Origin of the sequence: Faecalibacterium sp. I4-3-84 (assembly GCF_023347255.1) — a bacterium.
GTDB lineage: Bacteria > Bacillota > Clostridia > Oscillospirales > Ruminococcaceae > Faecalibacterium > Faecalibacterium taiwanense.
In genome coordinates, this window is sequence record NZ_CP094466.1 from 496,096 (window position 1) to 517,960 (window position 21,865).

The 21,865-nt window shown below is 57.4% G+C and carries 17 protein-coding genes; 3 read left to right on the top strand and 14 right to left on the bottom strand.

Annotated elements, in window-relative coordinates; genetic code table 11:
- Window positions 1–2 precede the first annotated feature (2 nt).
- A complete protein-coding gene (locus tag MTP41_RS02390) occupies window positions 3–935 on the top strand; it encodes a carbohydrate kinase family protein (protein WP_097775313.1) in 933 nt (310 codons plus the stop codon).
- A 72-nt stretch (window positions 936–1,007) separates the two neighbouring features.
- Here MTP41_RS02390 and pyrB read toward each other — a convergent pair whose 3' ends face one another.
- From pyrB to MTP41_RS02405, 3 genes are read right to left on the bottom strand one after another with little or no spacing between them, the layout of a single operon-like run.
- Window positions 1,008–1,955: an aspartate carbamoyltransferase gene (gene pyrB / locus MTP41_RS02395; protein ID WP_044954226.1), complete on the bottom strand. Its 948-nt coding sequence runs from the start codon at window positions 1,953–1,955 to the stop codon at window positions 1,008–1,010.
- Window positions 1,952–3,253, bottom strand: coding sequence for an adenylosuccinate synthase (locus tag MTP41_RS02400; RefSeq protein WP_249236111.1), 1,302 nt, complete (start codon window positions 3,251–3,253; stop codon window positions 1,952–1,954). Before MTP41_RS02400 ends, pyrB begins: the two co-directional genes overlap by 4 nt.
- Window positions 3,254–3,259: 6 nt before the next feature.
- Window positions 3,260–4,483, bottom strand: a complete 1,224-nt coding sequence (locus MTP41_RS02405; protein WP_097775311.1) for an argininosuccinate synthase — start codon at window positions 4,481–4,483, stop codon at window positions 3,260–3,262.
- Between the two features lie 152 nt (window positions 4,484–4,635).
- Between MTP41_RS02405 and MTP41_RS02410 the strand changes: the two genes are divergently transcribed.
- Window positions 4,636–5,574 carry a LysR family transcriptional regulator gene (locus MTP41_RS02410; RefSeq protein WP_249236112.1) on the top strand — a complete coding sequence of 313 codons (939 nt, stop codon included), beginning with the start codon at window positions 4,636–4,638 and terminating at the stop codon, window positions 5,572–5,574.
- A 169-nt stretch (window positions 5,575–5,743) separates the two neighbouring features.
- On the opposite strand, the gene MTP41_RS02415 is transcribed toward MTP41_RS02410, so the two are convergent.
- The 6 genes from MTP41_RS02415 to MTP41_RS02440 form a co-directional block, all read right to left on the bottom strand.
- Window positions 5,744–6,220, bottom strand: a complete 477-nt coding sequence (locus MTP41_RS02415; RefSeq protein WP_097777552.1) for a pyridoxamine 5'-phosphate oxidase family protein — start codon at window positions 6,218–6,220, stop codon at window positions 5,744–5,746.
- A 39-nt stretch (window positions 6,221–6,259) separates the two neighbouring features.
- Complete coding sequence (locus tag MTP41_RS02420; RefSeq protein WP_249236113.1) at window positions 6,260–6,673, bottom strand: SseB family protein; 414 nt, start codon at window positions 6,671–6,673, stop codon at window positions 6,260–6,262.
- Window positions 6,674–6,725: 52 nt separating this feature from the next.
- Complete coding sequence (locus MTP41_RS02425) at window positions 6,726–7,658, bottom strand: AEC family transporter (RefSeq protein WP_118526151.1); 933 nt, start codon at window positions 7,656–7,658, stop codon at window positions 6,726–6,728.
- A gap of 84 nt (window positions 7,659–7,742) precedes the next feature.
- Window positions 7,743–8,579 (bottom strand): PRD domain-containing protein, encoded by an 837-nt coding sequence (locus MTP41_RS02430; protein ID WP_005945634.1) that lies wholly within the window; start codon window positions 8,577–8,579, stop codon window positions 7,743–7,745.
- A 39-nt stretch (window positions 8,580–8,618) separates the two neighbouring features.
- Window positions 8,619–10,073 (bottom strand): glycoside hydrolase family 1 protein, encoded by a 1,455-nt coding sequence (locus MTP41_RS02435; protein WP_120080156.1) that lies wholly within the window; start codon window positions 10,071–10,073, stop codon window positions 8,619–8,621.
- Window positions 10,070–11,944: a beta-glucoside-specific PTS transporter subunit IIABC gene (locus MTP41_RS02440; RefSeq protein WP_249236114.1), complete on the bottom strand. Its 1,875-nt coding sequence runs from the start codon at window positions 11,942–11,944 to the stop codon at window positions 10,070–10,072. Before MTP41_RS02440 ends, MTP41_RS02435 begins: the two co-directional genes overlap by 4 nt.
- 443 nt (window positions 11,945–12,387) lie before the next feature.
- On the opposite strand from MTP41_RS02440, the gene yiaK reads away from it, so the two are divergent.
- On the top strand, window positions 12,388–13,389 hold the full coding sequence (yiaK, locus tag MTP41_RS02445; protein ID WP_097777548.1) for a 3-dehydro-L-gulonate 2-dehydrogenase: 1,002 nt from the start codon (window positions 12,388–12,390) through the stop codon (window positions 13,387–13,389).
- Window positions 13,390–13,443: 54 nt separating this feature from the next.
- Here yiaK and MTP41_RS02450 read toward each other — a convergent pair whose 3' ends face one another.
- The 5 genes from MTP41_RS02450 to MTP41_RS02470 form a co-directional block, all read right to left on the bottom strand.
- A complete protein-coding gene (locus MTP41_RS02450; RefSeq protein ID WP_249236115.1) occupies window positions 13,444–14,343 on the bottom strand; it encodes an NAD(P)H-hydrate dehydratase in 900 nt (299 codons plus the stop codon).
- A gap of 1 nt (window position 14,344) precedes the next feature.
- A complete protein-coding gene (locus MTP41_RS02455; RefSeq protein ID WP_249236116.1) occupies window positions 14,345–16,945 on the bottom strand; it encodes a translation factor GTPase family protein in 2,601 nt (866 codons plus the stop codon).
- Window positions 16,946–17,175: 230 nt separating this feature from the next.
- Complete coding sequence (gene gpmI, locus MTP41_RS02460; protein ID WP_097777545.1) at window positions 17,176–18,702, bottom strand: 2,3-bisphosphoglycerate-independent phosphoglycerate mutase; 1,527 nt, start codon at window positions 18,700–18,702, stop codon at window positions 17,176–17,178.
- 97 nt (window positions 18,703–18,799) lie between these two features.
- Window positions 18,800–19,570 carry a triose-phosphate isomerase gene (tpiA, locus tag MTP41_RS02465; protein WP_005945612.1) on the bottom strand — a complete coding sequence of 257 codons (771 nt, stop codon included), beginning with the start codon at window positions 19,568–19,570 and terminating at the stop codon, window positions 18,800–18,802.
- A gap of 107 nt (window positions 19,571–19,677) precedes the next feature.
- Window positions 19,678–20,886 (bottom strand): phosphoglycerate kinase, encoded by a 1,209-nt coding sequence (locus MTP41_RS02470; protein ID WP_005945608.1) that lies wholly within the window; start codon window positions 20,884–20,886, stop codon window positions 19,678–19,680.
- Between the last annotated feature and the right edge of the window lie 979 nt (window positions 20,887–21,865).

Here is a 21,865-nt window from a genome sequence, read left to right on the forward strand (position 1 = left end):
CTATGGGAATCGTTGTGCTCGGTGCTGTTTTTGTGGATATCAAAGGCTATCCCCTTTCCGCCTATATTCCGGGCGGGCGCAATGCCGGCCGCATTGAGCAGGTACACGGCGGAGTGAGCCGCAACGTGGTGGAGGATATCGCCAATGTAGAGCTGCGCCCTACCTTTGTCAGTCTGGTGGACGACACCGGCATGGGACAGGATGTGATCAACAAGCTGGAGAACCACAAGGTGAACACCAAGTACATCCAGCGCGTGCCGGACGGCATGGGCACCTGGCTGGCCATCTTTGACAACGACGGCGATGTGCATGCAGCCATTTCCAAGCGGCCGGACACCACTCCCCTCACCGGCCTTTTAAAGGAAAAGGGCGACGAGATCTTTGCCGACTGCGATGCCATTGCGCTGGAGCTGGATCTGGAAAAAGATACTGTAAAACAGGTGCTGCACTACGCCAAAAAGTACAACAAAAAGGTTTTTGCGGCCATTTCCAACATGAGTATTGCCATGGAGCGCCGGGATTTCCTGCAGCAGATCGATTGCTTTGTGTGCAACCAGCAGGAAGCCGGGCTGCTGTTCTCCGATGATTACGGCCATCTGGCCCCGGACGAAATGTGCAGGGTTCTGGCCGCCAATGTGCACAGCGCCAACATTCCCAGTATGGTGATCACCATGGGCGGTCAGGGTGCCGTATATGCCCGCGCCAACGGCGAGTGCGGCGTGGTGCCTGCCAAGAAGGTGGATGTGATTGACACCACCGGCGCAGGCGATGCCTTCTTTGCCGGCACCACCATCGGCCTGACCTACGGCAAAACGCTGGCCGAGTCCTGCGAGATCGGCAGCCGACTGGCCGCATCGGTCATCTGCATCACCGAGAACGTCTGCCCCCGCTTCCGCCCGCTGGAATTCGGGCTGAACATTCCGGTGGTGGATTAAAGTAATATCAGAAAGCCGGGCAGACTGCGGTCTGCCCGGCTTTCTTTTTAGGATTCGGGGAAGAGGTTTATATCATGCTTCCAGCACCTTTTTGCCGGTAACTGGATCAGGGATATCAAGCAATGCCAGAATGATGGCCATGCGGATATACACGCCATTGTGCACTTGATCAAAGTAGGCGGCACGCGGGTCGTCATCCACATCCTTTTTGATCTCGTCGATGCGGGGCAGCGGATGCAGCACCGGCATATCCTGCGGTGCCTTCTGCAGCAGCGCTTCGTCCAGCTGGTAGCAGCCTTTCAAGCGCAGGTATTCTTCCTCGTTGAAAAAGCGCTCCTGCTGGATACGAGTCATGTACAACACATCCAGATGCGGCAGCTCGGCTTCAAGGTCAGCCGTTTCCTTATAGATCTGATGGGTCGGCTCCAGCGATTCATTTTTCACATACTGCGGCAGGCGCAGATCTTCCGGCGAGATGAACACGAATCGGTTGCCCTCAAACTGGCTCAGCGCAGCGGTCAGGGAGTGGACCGTGCGGCCAAACTTAAGGTCGCCGCAGAAGCCGATAGTCAAATGATCCAGCCGCCCCTTGCGCTGGCGGATCGTCATGAGGTCGATCATGGTCTGGCTGGGATGCGCGTGCCCACCGTCGCCTGCATTGATCACCGGCACACGTGCAGAAAGGGATGCCCGCAGCGGTGCGCCCTCTTTGGGGTGGCGCATGGCGATCACATCGGCGTAGTTGCTCACCACGCGGGCGGTGTCCTCCACCGTCTCGCCCTTGCTGGCGGAAGAAAGCTGTGCCCCTGCAAAGCCCAGTGTCTTGCCGCCCAGCCGCAGCATGGCCGATTCAAACGAAAGGCGGGTGCGGGTGGAAGGCTCGTAGAACAGGGTGGCCAGAATGCGCCCATCGCACAGGTGGGCATAGGGTGCCGGGTCGGCCTCCATCCGGTCGGCAAGATCCAGAAGGGCCAGCTGCTCTTCCAGAGAAAAGCTGTTGGGCTCAATAAAGTGTCTCACAGCCATTCTCCTTTCAGCACGAACTTCTCGCGCTCGGCTCCGGTGGAGACGAACTGGATCTCATGGCCCAGCTGCTTTTCCAGAAATTCCACGTAAGCCTTGGCCTCTTTGGGCAGCTCATCCCAGCTCTTGCAGCCGGAGATATCCTTGTTCCAGCCGGGCAGCATAGTGACCACCGGCTCTACACGGTCAAGGTCGGACAGCGGGTCGAAGCTGGGGACTTGCACGCCATCCAATGTGTAACCGGTGATCACCGGGATCTCTTTCATGCTGCTGAGCACATCCAGCTTCGTCAGGGCGATCTTGTCTGCGCCCTGACAGGTAAGGCCGTAGCGGCTGGCCACACAGTCGAAGGGGCCGACACGGCGCGGACGGCCGGTGGCCGCACCATACTCGCCGCCTGCCTTGCGCAGCTGTTCATTCCAATCCTCGCTCATGGCGTTCTCGGCGGCAAAGGGGCCTGCACCCACGCAGGTGGAGTAGGCTTTCAGCACACCCACCACATGGTCAAGACGGCAGTTCGGAATGCCTGCGCCCAGCGGCGCATAGGCTGCCAGCGTGTTGGAGCTGGAAGTGAACGGGAAGATACCGTAATCGATATCGCGCATGGCACCCAGCTGGGCTTCCAGCACGATGCGCTTGCCGCTGTCGTGAGCCTGCTGTAAAAATGCACCCACATCACAGATATACGGTGCAAACTGTCCGGCCTGCATCCGGCACCATTCCAGCAGAGCATCGTAGCTCATGGGTTCCTGATGATAGCAGCCACCCAGCTCCAGATTCTTGGATTCCAGGATCATGTGCAGGCGTTCCTGCACGCGCTTTTCGTCCAGATGCAGCAGATCGCCCAGACGCAGGGTCTTTTTGCGGTATTTGTCGCTGTAGGCGTAGGCAATGCCGCGGCGGGTAGAACCAAAGGCCGCACCCTTCTGGGCAAGGCGGTCCTCTTCCAAACCGTCCTGCACCTTGTGCCACGGCATGGAGATGGTGGCCTTATCTGAAAGTTTCAGGTTTTCTGAGCCTACCTTTACGCCACGCTCCTCAATGGCATCCATTTCTCCGGCCAGATGGTCGAGGTCGATCACCATGCCCGCACCCAGTACACAGACAACGTCCGGGTGCAGGATGCCGGAGGGCAGCAGGTTCAGGATGAACTTGCCCTGCTCCGTTACAACGGTGTGGCCGGCATTGTTGCCGCCCTGATAGCGGGCAACAACATCGGCATGTTCGGCTAACAGATCGATGACGCGGCCCTTGCCCTCATCGCCCCAATTGATACCAGTAACTGCGGTAAGCATAACTTCTTATTTACCTTCTTTTTCGTTATTTACAATAGCCTGTACCTTGGTGGGCAGACCATAGATGCTGATAAAACCGGTAGCATCACTCTGCTTGTAGTCGCCGCCGGCGGCAAAAGTTGCAATGTCCTCACGGTAGAGGGAATACGGAGACCAAACACCGGCATTGATCATGTTGCCCTTGTACAACTCCAGACGCACCTTACCGGTAACGTTTTCCTGCGTGGATGTGACGAAGGCACTCAGAGCTTTGCGCAGGGGGCTGAACCACTGGCCGTCATAGACCAGCTCACCAAATGTGATGGCCAGCTCGCGCTTTTTGTGGGCAGTGAGCTTATCCAGCGTCAAAGTTTCCAGCACCTCATGAGCCTTATAGAGGATGGTACCGCCGGGCGTCTCGTACACACCGCGGCTCTTCATGCCCACCAGACGGTTCTCCACCACATCGTACAGGCCGATGCCATTGCGGCCGCCGATCTCATTCAGCTTGGCAATGAGGACGGCGGGCTTCATCTTTTCGCCGTTCAGGCTCACCGGCACGCCCTTTTCAAATGCCAGCTCCACGAACTCGGACTTGTCCGGTGCGGTCTTGGGGCTGACACCCAGCTCCAAAAAGCCCGGCTTATCGTACTGCGGCTCGTTGCCCGGATCCTCAAGGTCAAGGCCCTCATGGCTCAGGTGCCACAGGTTCTTATCCTTGGAGTAGTTGGTCTCGCGGTTGATCTTCAGCGGGATGTGATGTGCCTCGGCATAGTCGATCTCTTCGTCACGGCTCTGGATATCCCACTCACGCCACGGAGTGATGATCTTCAGGTCCGGTGCAAAGTGCATGATGGCCAGTTCAAAGCGCACCTGATCGTTGCCCTTGCCGGTGCTGCCGTGGCACACGGCATCTGCACCCTCGGCGCGGGCGATCTCCACCACACGCTTTGCCAGAATGGGCCGTGCAAAGCTGGTGCCCAGCAGATAGCCCTCGTAATCGGCCCCGGCCTGCATGGTGGGGATGACGTAATCCTCCACAAATTCATCGGTCAGATCTTCTACGTACAGCTTGGAAGCACCGCTTGCCTTGGCGCGCTCTTCCAGACCTTCCAGCTCGCCCTTCTGGCCCACATTGCCGCACACTGCAATGACCTCGCAGTTGTTGTAATGCTCTTTCAGCCATGGGATGATAATGGAAGTATCCAGACCGCCGGAATAGGCCAGCACGACCTTTTTGATCTCAGACATAAGAACCGCCTCCGTTCAAACCACTTTATACTTTTGAATTCCCTCTTGCAATTTTTGATTGCGGTGTTATTATACTAGCAAGCAGAGAATGTGTAAAAAGTATCCTGCACATGGTCACGATACAAAATTGACATGAAAGAGGGCACGCCGCTATGTATGTGGACTGGGAATATTACAAAATCTTTTATTATGTCGCGAAATATCAGAATTTCACCAAAGCCGCGCGGGTGCTGGGCAACAACCAGCCCAACATCACCCACTCGATGAACCGGCTGGAAAGCCAGCTGAATTGCGTACTGTTCATCCGCTCCAACCGCGGCGTTACCCTTACCCCGGAGGGTGAACTGCTTTACTCCCGCATTGCATCTGCGGCGGTGCAGATCCAGGATGCAGAAGAAGAGCTGAGCGCCAGCGCCACGCTGGAACACGGTGCGATCAGCATCAGCGCTACCGAAACTGCGCTGAACATCTACCTTGCAGAAAAGCTGCACGCCTTCCACACGGACTATCCCGGCATCCGCCTGCGCATCTCCAACCACTCCACGCCGCAGGCTTTGCAGGCCGTGAAAAACGGCGAGGTGGATTTTGCCGTCATCACCACCCCTGCCGAGGTGGAAAGCGGCCTGAAAATGGTGGAGCTGAAGCCCTTTTATGAGGTGCTTGTGGGCGGCAGGACCTTTACTGCCCTTGCCAGCCAGAACCTTTCGCTGAAGGAGCTGAACAATTATCCGCTGATCTCCCTGAGCGACGAAAGCATGACCCGCGCCTTTTACCGGCAGTTCTTTCTGGATCACGGTGCGGTGCTGAAGCCGGATACCGAGGCTGCCACCACCGACCAGATGCTGACACTTGTCAAAAGTGAGCTGGGCATTGCGTTCCTGCCCCAGTCCATGGCACAGGATGCACTGGCCCGCGGTGAGATCGTACAGCTGCATCTGCAGGAGATCATCCCTCAGCGCTCCATCTGCCTTGTGTACGACCATCACCGCCCGCTGAACACGGCAGCCCGCAAGTTCCAGCAGATGCTGACCAAGGCGGCCCCCAAAACGCCCGGAACACAGATAACTGCCGGGCCTTTCCCTGCAAACTGATCTATACGGGACTGTTGCAAAATAGCTCTCTGAAAAAACAATGCACAAAACCCGGAACCTTTTCACAGCCAAATCGGCTTAAAAAAGGCTCCGGGTTTTTGATTTTGTGCTATTTCTTTGTGCAAGTTTCTATCGCATTTTTATTTTGCAACAGTCCCCTGTTTTATTTTTACTTTTCCTGGATCTGTTTGCCGGTGAGGTGCTCAATGGTGATCTCGTAAAGCTGCACGGCCTTGATGCCCAGCGCAATTTCCTTTTCCACCTCTTCCTTGCCGGGGTAATACTTCATGCCAAGCTCCCGCACGCGGGCCTCGGTAGCAGCGGCATCGTCGATCAGATGGCAGCGGCCAAACACTACGGTGCTCTGCACATAAGGTGCCCAGTCGCCCGGCTCAAAGTGTTCGTTACCGTAAACGGTAAAGCATACCTTATCATTCTGTTTCAGCGCGTCCACCTTCTGGCCGGACTTTGCACCGTGGAAGTAGATTTTGTCGTGCTCCTGATCGTAGTAATAATTTACCGGGATCGCAAAGGGATAGCCGTTGTCGCCGTTCACTGCCAGCACGCCCCGCCGGGACTGCTGCAGCAGGTGCTTTGCAGCTTCTTCCGGGATGGCGCGGCTGGCTCTTCTCATGGGTCTGAACATTTTTGTTTCCTCCATGTATCGCAGGTTTGCGGTGCGCACTCATACACCCTTGATAATGCGGATGAGGGTCTTATCCAGCTGGATGGTGCGGTTCCACGGGTTCAGGATGATGCCGCTGATCTCCGGCACGGCAAGCGCTGCATCAAACAGCTTTTCCATATCCACAAGAAAGGTGGACTGCACCGGCTCGGCTCCCTTCATTTCCTCGTCAAAGCTGGTGAATGCATACCACCAGCTTGCGCCATCGGCCGTCCGGATGGCCCGCAGCTGCATCTGTTCACTGCCCAGATTGGGCTCCACCGCCACGACAAGCTGGCCATGCTCCTTTATGCGCCGCCGGATCACGGTAAGGGTGTGGGCCAGCTGTTCCTGTGTGGGCTCCTGCTGCAGGGCGGCTACCGCCTGCTCGATCTTTTCGTTGCCGTTCAGGCCCTTGTCTCTGGGTTGATTCATTGAGATTGGTTCCTTTCTATTGTATTTTGGCAGAGGGAATAAGCGCAGCTCATCACAGCAGCAGATCGAACAGGCCGATCATTACCGGCATAGACACAATGGAAAGCAGAGTGGTCAGCACATACAGCGCGCTGGAATGCGCCGCATCGCGGTCATAGAGCTGAGCCATGGAGGTAACAGTAGCACAGGCAGGGGTGATGGCGGCAAGGTAGACCGTCATCAGGATGTTCTTGCCGTCGGCCACCCAGCTGGATGCATGGCAGACCCACAGCAGCACCAGAACCACCAGCGGGCATACCACCAGACGCAGCACTGTGGGCAGATAGTTGCGGCGGGTGCAGAACACCTCCCGCAGCGGCTTTTCTGCAATGGCCATACCGGCCAGCAGCATGCCCATCGGTCCCATCATGTTGCCCACTGTGCTCATGGTATTCTGCAGCGGTGCAGGCAGCACCACACGGAACCAGTACAGCAGTGCACCGGCTGCAATGGCGATCATGTTGATATTGGTGAGCACCTTTTTCCAGTCCAGCGCACTGCTGCCCTGCAAAAGGGAACTGGCGTGGGTCCACAGCAGCACCAGCTGCACAATGATGAATGCGCAGGAGTAAATGACATACGCATCGCCCATCAGAGCCTTGACCAACGGGATCACCAGTGCAGCGGCGTTGCTGTAGATCACATTCACCTGCTCCACGGCATCCAGCTTGAGCGGGCGGCTCAACAGGGCGCTGAGCACCAGCAGCACTACATGGATAGCCGCCGCAATCGCCATGGAGTACAAAAGTCCCTTGCGGATCTCCGGCGTATCGTCGATCTGGAATGCGTTGATGATCACGCAGGGCGTGACCAGATACACCATGACCACCGAGAGCACCCGGCTGTCGCTGGCCTTCAGCAGCCCTGCTTTGACCACAGCATAGCCCATGATCAGGATCAGGAACAGCTGTGCGATTTGCTGGGCCAAAAGAATGCTGATCTGCATTGTTCTTCCTCTTTTCCGTCTTGTGTTGTAAAAGCCCAAAAGGAGAGCCGCCTTCCGCAAGGCAGCTCTCCCCTTTTTCTGATTTTATTTGCCGCTCGTCAGCCGCGCCACATGCAGCGCCAGATAAGCGGTTTCCTCGTTGGGCAAAAACACGCCGTACTTGCGCAGCACAAAGGTGCGTATTTTTTCCGCGCAGGTCACCGCTGCCGGATAATTCTGCTGCATCTGCTGGAACAAAAAGTCGTCCTCGCTGTCCATCAGTTTGCCGGAGAAGAACCGCTCGGCAAAATACTGCAGGTGGCTCACGAACCGCGCATAGTGGATGCTCTCGGTGCTCACCGGGCAGTGCATACTGTAGGTGACAATGTTGGACAGCTCACCGATCAGCTGCGCTGCCCGCATGGCATCGTAGCCGGCCTGCGGGTCCTGCCGGGCGTTGACGATATGGAAGGCGATGTTGCCTGCCTCTTCGTCCGGCAGCTCGATGCCAAGCTTTGCCTTTACCTTCTGCAGGCCGCGCTGGCCCACCGCGTACTCCTTGGGATAAAAATGCTTGATTTCCCAGAAGATGCGGTTGGTCACCACAAGGCCCTTTTGCTGGCGCTCCACTGCAAAATGCAGGTGGTCGGTCAGCAGCAGATAGATGTGCGCCGAAAGCTTGACTCCCAGCGACTGCTCTGCGTCGTCCACAATGTCCTGCGTCAGTTCCAGATAGGATGCCGGAATGCTGGAAAACAGCTCCAGCATAGGCTGTGCGTCCGGGTTGGACAATGGAAGGAACACGCGGTCTGAGGGCTGCCGTTCAATGGGCTCGCCCGCCTTGCGGCCATAGCCGATGCCCTTGCCCAGCAGGATGGATTCCTCGCCGCTGTCATCCTGCACCAGCACAACACTGCTGTTCAGCACCTTCTGAATGTGCATCGGTTCCTCCTCCTTCCGTTGAAACCTTAAGACTGCCGCTTAGTCCAGATCTTCGCCGTTGGAAGCAATGACCTTCTTGTACCAGTAGAAACTGTCCTTACGGCTGCGGGCCAGAGTACCGTTGCCCAGATCATCCTGATCCACATAGATAAAGCCATAGCGTTTGGACATCTGGTTGGTGGATGCAGAGATCAGGTCGATGGGTGCCCATGTGGTGTAGCCCCACATCTCAACACCCTCGTCGATGGCCTTGCCCATTTCGCTGATGTGCTGGCGGAAGTACTCTACACGGTAGGGGTCGTGGATGGAGCCGTCGGCCTCCACCACGTCCTTGGCACCCATGCCGTTCTCCACCACCATCAGCGGCTTGCGGTAACGGTCGTACAGCTCGATCAGGCTGTAGCGCAGGCCCTTGGGGTCGATCTGCCAGCCCCAGTCGGTGGAGGGCAGATACGGGTTCTTGACACCCAGCACGGTGTTGCCAGGAGTACGCTCTGCGTTCGGGTCCACAGACTCGGTCATGGTCATATAGTAGCTGCAGGAAACAAAGTCCACACAGCCTGCCTTCAGGGTGGCGGCATCCTCGGGCAGCATTTCCACATGGATGCCCTTGCGCTCGAACATCTTGAGGATCAGGCGGGGGTACTCGCCCCAGACATGCACATCGGCATAGAACAGGTTTTCCAGATTCTTTGCCTGAGTAGCCAGCTCATCATCGGGTGCGCAGGTGCGGGCATAGGTGGTGAGCTTGGTCAGCATGCAGCCCACCTTGCTGCCGGGGATGATCTCGTGGCAGTCCTTTACTACCATAGCGCTGGCCACCAGCTGGTGGTGCAGGGCCTGATAGCAGGTCTCCAGCATCTTATCCTCGGGCACGCGGCTGGGGATGATGCCGGCGGTGGTGAACGGGTGACGGATCACGCTGTCCACCTCGTTGAAGGTGAGCCAGTACTTGACCTGATCCTTGTAGCGCTCAAAGCACGCATGGCAGAACTTTGCAAAGCAGTCGATCACGCGGCGATCCACCCAGCCATTGTACTTGGTGGCCAGTGCCAGCGGCATTTCGTAGTGGCTCAGCGTGACCAGCGGCTCGATGCCGTTCTTGTGCATCTCAGCGAACAGGTCGCTGTAGAACTGCAGGCCCTTTTCGTTCGGCTCTGCTTCCTCGCCGGTGGGGAAGATGCGGGTCCATGCAATGGAAACGCGCAGCATGGTAAAGCCCATCTCGGCAAACAGCTTCAGGTCTTCTTTGTAATGATGGTAGAAGTCGATGCCGCGGCGCTTGGGATAATAGGTATCATCCGGGTCGGCCATGGCGGCAGCAATGTGTGCGTCGTCCATGGCAACATGGGACTTGTAATCCTTCACGTCGGTGTTGGGCTTGTAGGTGGCAACATCGGCCACGCTGGGGCCTTTGCCATCCACGTTCCATGCGCCCTCTACCTGGTTCGCGGCAACAGCGCCGCCCCAGAAAAAGCCTTTGGGGAAACTCATTTATTTGCCTCCAGTTTCAGCAGTGCGGCACCGGGCACCACAGCGCCCTCGGCCACAGTCTTGATGGTGAACTCATCGGCGTTGGTCACGACGATGGGGGTAGTTACATCATAACCGTCTGCTTTGATTCCGTCAAGGTCAAACTTCATCAGCAGCTGGCCCTTCTTGACAGTCTCGCCGTCCTTGACCTGCGGATCAAAGCCCTTGCCATCGCGCTTGACGGTGTCCATGCCGATGTGCATGAGCAGTTCAGCACCGGCAGCGGTCTTCATGGAGATGGCGTGCTTGGTGCCGAACACGGACTCGATCACGCCGTCTGCAGGGGCATACAGCTCGCCCTTTTCGGGCACCACAGCGATGCCGTCGCCCAGGATCTTCTGGGAGAAAACTTCATCCTTGACCTCTTCCAGAGCAATGGCCTTGCCCTGCAGGGGGCTGCTGATGGTGGAATCCGCAGTTGCTGCGTCTGCAGCAGTCTCGGGAGCGGGTGCAGCGGTCTCATCCTCTGCGGGGGTCTCGTCCTTATACAGGAAGAAGGACAATGCGAAGGAGGCCACAACGGAGATCACCAGACCAACTGCAGCCCACAGGATGTTCTTGCCGTTATCCGGGTCAACGAACATGGCCATGCCAGCCAGACCGGGGCCCATGGCAACGAATGCCTTGACCTTCATCAGGCCAACGAACAGACCGCCGATGAAGCTGGAGGCCACAACGGACATCATGACCTTCTTGTGCTGCAGGGTAACACCGTACAGAGCAGGCTCGGTGATGCCGAACAGGCCGGAGATGCCAGCGGAGATCGCGGTAGCGCGCAGGTTTTCGTCCTTAGTTTTCAGAGCAACACCCAGGCAGGCACCGCCCTCAGAGATGTTGTGTGCCAGAGAAGCAGGCATGTACAGCATTTCAAAGCCGGGGTCAGAAATAGAAGCAACTGCGTAGGGGACCAGAGCCTTGTGCATGCCCATGGAGATCATGAACGGCAGCACGGCAGCCAGCAGAGCAACGGCCAGCCAGCCCAGCGTGTTGTACAGAGCCAGGATCACGGTGGTCAGCAGAGCACCGATGTTGTAGCCCAGAGGTCCGAGGACGACCAGTGCCACAGGGAAGCCGATGCCGAAGCACAGCATGGGCACAAAGAACACGCGGATGGCCTTGGGGCACCACTTGTTGGCCCACTTTTCAATAAAGGACATGAAAATGACGGTCAGGATAGCCGGGAATACCTGTCCGCCGTAAGCGATGTTCTGCAGCTTGATGCCGAGGAAGTAAGCACCGCCCTCAGTAGCCAGCAGAGCGGAAACGCTGGGGTGGATCATGGCAGCAGCCAGAGCCACCGACACCAGCTTGTTGCAGTTGAACTTGGTTGCAGTGGTGAAGGCGACCATGACGGGCAGGTAGTACAGAGCTGCATCTGCCACGCCGACAAACACCTTATAGGCGATATCTCCGCTGCTCATCAGGCCCAGAGTGCTCAGCAGCACCATCAGAGCCTTCAGAACGCCTGCACCTGCAATGGCGGGGACCAGCGGCTGGAAGATGCCGACCATGTAGTCCAGAATAATGCCGCCGATCTCTTTTTTGCCCTTGGGGGCAGCAGGAGCTGCAGCCTGACCTGCGTTGAAGGTGCCCAGCTTGAGCAGCTCATCGTACACTTCGATGACATCGTTGCCGATGACCACCTGACACTGCGGGCCGCTGGAAATAACGCCCATAACACCGGCAGTCTTTTTCAGGGCTGCAGCATCCACCTTGGAGGTGTCTGCCAGAGTGAAGCGCAGGCGGGTGGAGCAGTGCTCGACCTGCACAACGTTCTTCTCGCCGCCAACCAGACGCAGTACGTCGGAGGCAGTCTGCTTGTAGTTCTTCATTTTGTTCTCCTTTATCTTGTGTGTGGTGGCATTTCCCTGCCGCCCGGCCGAAGCGGACAAAAGAAAAAAGACCCAACAGAATGACCCCGTGTACAATTTCTCCCGGAATCATAGTATCTGGCTACAATTCACCCAAAAGAAAAGGTATTCGTCATTCCATCAGATCCTGCCTGCATTACCAGTAACATGTCCAACTGGATATTGTGGTATTAGTATATCAATCATCTTTTCGTTTTTCAATATGACTTTTTCACAAAATAAATCTTAAAAATTATGAAGTTCGTATATTCATTTGTTTTTTCACATAGCTGTCGGTGTGTGCTCGTGTACTCCTTTCACCGCCTGCACTGATGCCGGCCGCACATCTTGCGCACCGCGCCGCCGCTTGTTATAATAAGTGTAACGATCTGTTTATTACTTTTTACATACAGGAGGTACAATCCATGCGCATTGCTTACGAGACGATGCTGGCCGAATTTGAGCGGGTCCTGACCAAATACGGTTTCAGCCCAAAGCGTGCCCATGAAGCGGCCGAGATCTTTGCCCAGAACAGTCTGGCCGGCGTGTTCAGCCACGGGCTGAACCGCTTCCCCCGCGTGGTGGAATACCTGCGCAAGGGCGAGATTGATCCCGCCGCTGAGGCCGAGTGCATTGCCAGCTTTGGTGCCATGGAGCGCTGGGACGGCAAGCGCGGCTTTGGCCCTCTGAACGCCAAGCACGCCATGGACCGTGCCGTAGAGCTGGCACATCAGTTCGGCATTGGCATGGTGGCGCTGGGCAACAACAACCACTGGATGCGCGGCGGCACCTACGGCTGGCAGGCCGCAGACGCGGGCTGCATTGGCATCTGCTGGTCCAACACCTGCCCCAACATGCCTGCATGGGGCGCAAAGGACAACCATATCGGCAACAACCCGCTCATTCTGGCCGTGCCGCGCTCGAACGGGGAGCACATCATGGTGGATTGTGCCCTGAGCCAGTTCAGCTACGGCAAGCTGGAAACGATGCGTCTGGCCGGCAAACAGCTGCCTGTGGTAGGCGGCTACGATGCAGACGGCAGCCTGACCACCGACCCCGCTGCCATTGAAGAGACCCGCCGCATGATCCCCATTGGCTACTGGAAGGGCAGCGGTCTTTCCATCCTGCTGGATATGATCGGTACTATCCTGACGGGCGCAAACTCGGTGGCAACGATCGGCACCTTTGGCGATGAAGTAGGCCTGACCCAGATCATGATCGCCATTGATCCGGCAAAGTTCCAGTCCGCCGACCTCACCGATGCCGTCATTGATGCCATTGCCGCCGATGTGGCATCCAGTGAGCCTGCAGAGCCGGGCCGTGAGGTGCGCTGCCCCGGCATGGGCGAGCACCGCAGCCGCAAGGAGAACATGGAGCTTGGCATCCCGGTAGCCGAGGAAAAGTGGGCCGAAGTGCTAGCGATGTGATGTAATGTTAAAAGGGGTGTCTCTCCGGCAGACAGAGAGACACCCCTTTTCTTTTTATCTGTGGTTTTCCGCAAATATCCGGCCCAGCTGGGACAAGATATCATGCGGCAGCATTCCGTACTCGCCAAGCGCAGCAGCGGCACGGTCGGCAGCGGCACCGTGCAGATACACCGCGCAGGCCGCAGCTTCGTATGCAGGCAGGCCGCAGGCCAGCAGGGCCGCCGTCATACCGGCCAGTACATCTCCGCTGCCGCCCCGGGCAAGACCTGGGTTTCCGGTAGGGTTTGTACACACGCGGCCATCTGGTGCAGCCACCACGGTACAGCAGCCCTTGAGTACCACCACAGCGTTCCATTTTTTCGCATACTGCCGGGCGATTTCTTCCCGGTCTGCGTTGATCTCAGCCGCCGAAAGCCCGGTAAGTCGGGCCATCTCGCCGGGGTGCGGGGTCACGATCAGCTCTCCCGCCGGGTGTGGCAGCGTTTTGCCCTCGGCCAGCAGCTGCGCGGCGGCGTTCAGGCCGTCCGCATCCAGCACCGCGCTGCCTGCAAAGCCGGGCAGCAGCTTCTGCACCAGCGTGCGTGTTTCAGCCGCGCGGCCTGTGCTCTGGGCTGTACTGCCAAGGCCCGGGCCCAGCAGCAGCACCGTCGCCTTCTGGCGCTGGAGCTGTGGAATGCTCTCCGGCGAGATGCCGCCTTCGGCCCCCGCCACGCAGGGACACAGGCAGCATTCCGGCAGGCGGGCCACCGCAGCTGCCAATACCGGCTCCACGCTGGCCAGCGTTACAATTCCCGCACCGGTGCGCAGCGCACCCTCGGTAGCCAGCAGGGCCGCACCTCGGTAATATGCGCTGCCTGCCACAGCCAACACGGTGCCAAAGCTACCCTTGTGGCTGTCGCGCGGGCGCGGCGGGATGCTGTGCCAGACAAATTCGGATGTGATCTCGGTTGACATTTTATGCTTCCCCCTGCACCAGTTTGCGGATCTGCTTTTCCACATTCTGCACTTCCTCATGGAACATGCGGGCGGAGACACGCAGCGCGCCGTGGCCCAGAATGATGATCTGCTCCATGCCGTCGGAAGTAGCCACACGCACCCGCCGCCCCTTGCCGATCTCATGAGTAACGTGCTCGATGAACATATCGGCGGTTTCGGCTTCCTTGGTGTAGACCACATGGATATTATGGTACTGCTCAATGCTGCCGGGGCTGCCCGGCACACGATAGGCATCGAATACAAGAATAAGATTGCACTTCTGGTAGCCCTGATAGTTGCACAGAATATCCATCAGCTTGTGGCGGGCCGCTTCCAGACTGTCCTTTGCAAGGGCGTTCAGCTCATCCCACGCAAAGATGATATTGTAGCCGTCCACCAGCAGATATTCGGGCAGGATTTCCCACTGCTGGGCATCAAAATCCGGGTGTTCCCGCTTTTGCACCGGGCGGAATGCCGCCAGCGGGTCCCGTTTGATGGGGCCATAGGTGCGCTCGAAGATTTTGAGCAGCTCGGCATCCTCTTCCAGTGTTGCGCGGTAAGCCGCTGTCCGGCGCTGGGGCACGGCCTGCGTCTCCTGCTCCGGGCTTTTGCTTTTTCCCCAGCCGCTGTCCACATGCATGTGGCTGCGCACCTGATCCCAAGGCACCACAAAGCCCGCGCCATGGGCACAGAACACTGAATCTGCCGGGTTGTCAAGGTCGTGCTCCGGCTCGTAGCCCACGGCTTTAATGATCTCCGCCGCATTGTGGCAGGGCCGGTAGCCGTCCAGCGTCAGGGTCAGGTGTCCCCGGCCCCGGGTATAGCCCACCACCTCCATGGGGTAGCTGCGCATGGTGGCCACCGGTGCAAAACCGGTGAGCACAGCAGCCTCTTCCCCGCTTTCTGGCGGGTCAAAGCTGCCCTCCATGCGCTGGATATCGGTCATGGCACGGCCAAGGTTCTCCACCGGCACTTCCAGCCGAAAGGCATACCATGGCTCCAGCAGCTGGCTTTTGGCCAGCATCAGGCCCTGCCGCACCGCGCGATAGGTGGCCTGCCGGAAATCTCCGCCCTCCGTGTGTTTAAGATGGGCGCGGCCCGCAATGAGGGTGATTTTCACGTCCGTCAGCGGCGCACCGGTCAGCACGCCAAGGTGCTGCTTTTCTTCCAGATGGGTCAGCACAAGGCGCTGCCAGTTCTTGTCCAGCACTTCTTCCCGGCAGTCGGCGGCAAACTGCATCCCGCTGCCGCGGGGCAGGGGCTCCAGCTTGACATGCACCTCCGCATAGTGGCGCAGCGGCTCGTAGTGGCCCACGCCCTCCATAGGCTCCGTGATGGTCTCCTTGTACAGAATGCCGCCGGGGCCGAACTCCACGTTCAGGCCAAAACGCTCTGCCAGCAAACTGCGCAGCACTTCCAGCTGCACCTCGCCCATGAGCTGCACATGGATCTCGCCCAAAGTCTCGTTCCATACCACATGGAGCTGCGGCTCCTCTTCTTCCAGCCGGTGCAGCTTGCCCAGTGCCGCGTGCACATCAGCCCCCTCCGGCAGCAGCACCTGATAGCTCAGCACCGGTTCCAGAACCGGCACATCGCTGTCGCGTTCCGCGCCAAGGCCCTCGCCCGGGCGCGCCTTGGTCAGGCCGGTGACGGCGCACACCTGCCCCGGGCCGATGGCTTCCGCCAGCGTATACTTTACGCCGGAGTACAGCCGCAGCTGGTTTGCCTTTTCCTCCCACGGCTCACCATCTGCTTCGCCGGAGAGCTGGGCCTTTACCTTCAGTTCGCCGCCAGTCACGCGCAGCCATGTCAGGCGCGTGCCCTGCTCATCCTGCGACACCTTAAACACCTTGGCACCAAAGGCATCCAGCGCGGGAGCCGGACGGGTATAGCGGTCGATGCCGTCCATCAGAGCGTCCACGCTTTCCAGTGCATCATTTTCGGTACGCCGCAGCGCCGAACCGAACCAGCACGGGAACACATGCCGGCGTGCAACGGCCGGGATGAGGTCCGCATCGGTCAACTGCCCGGCATCCAGCATCCGGTCCATCAGGTTTTCGTCACACAGGGCCAGTGCTTCGTCCCGGTCGGCCTGCGGCGCATCAAAGGCCACAAAGCCCTCGCCCAGACGGTGGTTCAGCTGGGCGAGCAGCTCTTCCCTGCTCTTGCCGGGCAGGTCCATCTTGTTCACGAACACAAAGGTGGGCACATGGTAGCGCCGCAGCAGCCGCCAGAGCGTCTCGGTGTGGCTCTGCACGCCGTCGGTGCCGCTTACCACCAGCACAGCATAGTCCAGCACCTGCAGGGTGCGCTCTGTCTCGGTGGAAAAATCCACATGGCCGGGGGTATCCAGCAATGTGATATCCGTATCGCCCACCGTCAACAGGGCCTGCTTGGAAAAGATGGTGATGCCGCGCGCTTTTTCAAGCGTGTCGGTATCCAGAAAGGCATCCTTGTGATCCACGCGGCCCAGCTTGCGGATCGTACCGGAGCGGTAGAGCATGGCTTCCGAAAGGGTGGTCTTGCCGGAGTCCACATGGGCAAGGATGCCCAGAACGATTTGTTTATGCGTTGTTTCCATCCGCTTCTCCTACAATCAAAAATTCATTTTTATTGTAGCACGGATGGGGAAAAAAGAAAAGTTTTTGATTTAGAATGGGGTCGAAGCCCAAAAACGCAGTTTATCTTATCGGCTTTTCACGTGAAAAAACAGCTCTGGAAAATCCGCAGATTTTCCAGAGCTGTAAATATAAGAATAACAATTCCGCTATTCATAGCCAAAGCGAACGCGTCGGCTATTTTAATGGTCAGTTACTCCACGATGATGCTCTTGCCGGTCATTTCAGCAGGCACGGGCAGACCGATATACGGCAGCATGGTGGGAGCGATATCAGCAAGGCAGCCGCCCTCACGCAGCTTCACATCGCCGCAGCCAACAGCCACAAAGGGCACCACGTTGGTGGTGTGTGCGGTGAAGGGGGTGCCGTCCGGGTTCATCATCTTCTCAGCGTTGCCGTGGTCGGCGGTGATGAAGGCGCAGCCGCCGGCCTTCAGCACAGCGGACACCACCTGATCCACAGCGGTATCCACGGCCTCAACGGCCTTGACCGCAGCATCGAACACGCCGGTGTGGCCGACCATATCACAGTTTGCGAAGTTCAGGATCACCACATCGTACTTGCCGCTCTCGATGCGCTTGACGCACTCGGCAGCAACCTCGGGGGCGCTCATCTCGGGCTTCAGGTCATAGGTGGCGACCTTCGGGCTGGGGATCACGCAGCGGTCCTCGCCCTCGTAGGGAGCCTCCACGCCGCCGTTGAAGAAGAAGGTGACATGAGCGTACTTCTCGGTCTCGGCAATGCGCAGCTGAGTCTTGCCATTCTCGGACAGGTACTGGCCCAGAACGTTCTTCAGCTCCACAGGCGGATAGGCGACCTCGCAGTTGGGCATGGTGGCATCGTATTCAGCCATGCAGACATAGTTCACCTGCTTGCGGCCGCCGCGGCGCTCAAAGCCGGTGAACGCATCGTCGCAGAAGATACGGGTCATCTGGCGGGCACGGTCGGGACGGAAGTTCATGAAGATCACAGTGTCGCCGTCCTGCACGCGGCCACCCTCACATGTGACGCAGGGCAGAACGAACTCATCAGTCTTGTCTGCTGCATAGGATGCCTCGATGGCCTCGGCAGCGTTGGCGGCATGATTGCCCTCGCCGTAGACAAAGGCAGCATATGCCTTTTCTTCACGATCCCAGTTGTTATCGCGATCCATGGCGTAGTAACGGCCGGAGACGCTGGCGATCTTGCCGATGCCCAGCTCGTCCAGCTTGGCCTGCAGGTCGGCCAGGAAGCCCTTGCCGGAGTGCGGGTCGGTATCACGGCCATCGGTGATGCAGTGCAGGTAAACGTTCTTTGCACCCAGATGTTTTGCCATTTCCAGCACGCCGAACCAGTGGTCTGCGTGGCTGTGCACACCGCCGGTGCCCACCAGACCCATCAGATGGATGGCCTTGCCGGCATCGATGGCAGTCTTCATGTTCTTGACCAGAACCGGGTTCTGGAGCATCTCGCCGTCCTTGATGGACTTGGTAATGAGGGTGAGCTGCTGGTACACGATTCGGCCAGCGCCCATGTTGGTGTGGCCAACCTCAGAGTTGCCCATCTGGCCCTCGGGCAGACCGACGGCCATACCGGAAGCGTCGATGGTGGTCATGGGATATTTTGCCATCAGAGCATCGAGGTGGGGTTTCTTTGCGGCGACCACGGCGTTGCCGAAGGTCTCCTCCGGCACCCAGCCGAAGCCATCCATGATGCACAGAAGAACAGGTTTCTTTGCCATAAAATTGAATCTCCTTTGAATTTAACAAATCAGCGCCCGGCACAGCGCTGGAAATGCGGCGCAGCCGGGCGCTGAAACAGCTGATTTAAACCGTCGATCAGCCCTTGGTGGCTGCATTGACGATCACTGCAAAGTCGGGAGCCTTCAGGGATGCGCCGCCGATCAGGCCGCCGTCCACATCCTTTTTGCTCAGCAGTTCCTCGCAGTTCTTGGCATTCATGCTGCCGCCGTACTGGACAGTAGTAGCCTCGGCAACTGCCTCGCCGTACACCTCGCCGATCACCTTGCGGATCTGGCCGCAGACTTCCTCAGCCTGATCGGCGGTAGCGGTCTTGCCGGTGCCGATGGCCCAGATGGGCTCGTAAGCGATCACGACATTTGCCATCTGCTCAGCGGTCACATCACGCAGAGCGATCTTGGTCTGCATACGCACCAGCTCTTCGGTCACGCCCTCTTCGCGCTGCTGCAGGCTCTCGCCCACGCAGATGATGACCTTCAGACCGGCATTCAGAGCAGCCAGAGCGCGCTTGTTCACGGTCTGGTCGGTCTCGGCGAAGTACTGGCGGCGCTCAGAGTGGCCCACAATGACGTACTCCACGCCCAGATCCACCAGCATGTCAGCGCTGATCTCGCCGGTAAAAGCGCCGGACTTCTCGAAGTGAACATTCTCAGCACCCACATGGATGTTGGTGCCCTTGGTCTTTTCCACAGCGGTGACCAGATCGGTATACGGGGTGCAGATGACTACCTCGCAGCCTGCGTCCTGCACGGCGGGGACCAGCTCGTCCACCAGAACAGCAGCCTCGGAGGCAGTCTTGTTCATCTTCCAGTTGCCTGCAATGATAGCCTTACGCTTTGCCTTATCCATGATACTCTATCTCCTTTATTTACCTTCTATCGTGCAGAAAGCTCTGCACAAACAAAAAGATGCGGCGGCGCTAAAGCCGCCGCACCCATTATGATGCCGGGATCAGATTATGCGTTCTGAATAACTGCGATGCCGGGCAACTCCTTGCCCTCCAGATACTCCAGAGAAGCGCCGCCGCCGGTGGAGATGTGGGTCATCTTGTCGCCCAGACCCATCTGCTGCACAGCTGCTGCGCTGTCGCCGCCGCCGATCACGGTGGTAGCATCGCTCTCAGCCATAGCCTTTGCAACTGCCAGAGTGCCGGCTGCCAGAGTGGGGTTCTCGAACACACCCATGGGGCCGTTCCAGACAACGGTCTTGGATGCCTTGACGGCGTCAGCAAACAGCTTCATGGTCTCAGGGCCGATGTCGCAGCCTTCCATGTCAGCCGGGATCGCGGTGACAGGAACAACCGTGGTCTCGACGGGAGCGTCGATGGGATCAGGGAAGTCCTTGATGCAGACAGCATCAACGGGCAGCAGCAGCTTCACGCCCTTCTCCTGAGCCTTGGCCATCATTTCCTTGCAGTAATCCAGCTTGGAATCGTCGCACAGGCTCTTGCCGACCTCGTAGCCCTGAGCCTTGACGAAGGTGTAAGCCATGCCACCGCCGATGATCAGGGTATCGACCTTCTCCAGCAGATTGGAGATAACATTCAGCTTGTCTGCGACCTTTGCGCCGCCCAGAATAGCGGTGAAGGGACGAACGGGATCGTTCACAGCGTTGCCCAGATACTTGATCTCCTTCTCCATCAGATAGCCGACAGCGGTATCCTTGATGAAGTCGGTGACACCTGCAGTGGAGCAGTGTGCACGGTGGCAGCTGCCGAATGCATCGTCAACATATGCATCAGCCAGAGAAGCCAGCTCTTCGCTGAACTCGGGCATGTTCTTGGTCTCTTCCTTGCGGAAACGGGTGTTCTGCAGCAGAACGACATCGCCGTTGTTCATGGCAGCAACAGCAGCCTTTGCGTTCTCGCCGACAACATTGTCGTCATCTGCAAACACAACGGTCTTGCCCAGCTTTGCGCTCAGAGCCACAGCAACGGGTGCCAGGCTGAACTTTGCCTCGGGGCCGTTCTTGGGCTTGCCCAGATGGCTGCACAGGATGACCTTTGCGCCATCGTTGACCAGCTTCTGGATGGTGGGCAGAGCTGCATTGATGCGGTTCTCGTTGGTGATCACGCCGTCCTTCATCGGGACGTTGAAATCGCAACGGACAAGCACCTTCTTGCCGCAGTAGTTCTGATCGTCGATCGTCTTCTTACCTAAACCCATGGTAATAAACTCCTCTCAAGTTTTAATTTCTGAACTAGAGTTTCGCTCGCATTCGGGGGTCTTGCCCCGTTACTCTACTATTATAAACAAAAACCGTGCACATTGCAAGGTCGCAAGATAGATAATAGTTTAACAAACATTTGCCGCTGATGCACGGAAATGTGTGTATTTTGACCGAAAGCCGCAGCTTTACCGTGTTTTCCGGCAGAACATTCCGCAAATGCGGTCATACATTCCCCCTATGAACTTCTGGTTCCGCCGATCCCGCTCAAAAATTGCTTCTACACCAGCACAGCCGCTCGCCTTATACTTCCTGAAAATTTTATTTCTCAGTCTGGTATCGTACATAGGAATTTCATTTCCCTGATTGCTTTTTACGATTTGCTTGCCAACGTCAAGAAGTTCCTTTTTTACTGTAGCCTCCTACATATAACCCCCAGGATTTTCCGCTTCTTGCAGTTTTTCAACAAATAAAACATTTGAAGGACAACTCAAGCCGTCAAAACCCTTTAGTTATCGTAGGTTTTCTTGGTTGACCCTATTATATCTCTAGCCCCAGTTCCAGCCACTGCAATTTTGTATTTTTTCATATTTTTCTCCTCACTTTTCTCTTTATAAAACAGCAATAAGCCTACGGCGGGTCGCACAAAGGCAATCCACCGTAGGCTTGAACTCTCCTTCAATCTTTATTTGTTGCTCCTTTTTGTGGGTCAAAACAGAGCTTCCAAAAGCCACCTACATATAGCCCTCAGGATTTCACGCTTCTTGCAGTTTTTCAACAAATAAAACATTTGAAGGACAACTCAAGCCGTCAAAACCCTTTAGTTATCGTGGTATTTCTTGGTTGACCCTATGCGGTTGTCAAGTAAGGAACAAAAAAATTTACAAAAAAATAAGCCCTACAAGGGTTTCAGTCGGTTCCGAACCGATCTGAGCCTTGTAGGGCTTACTTGCGCTCTATACGTTCTTTTCTTGATTG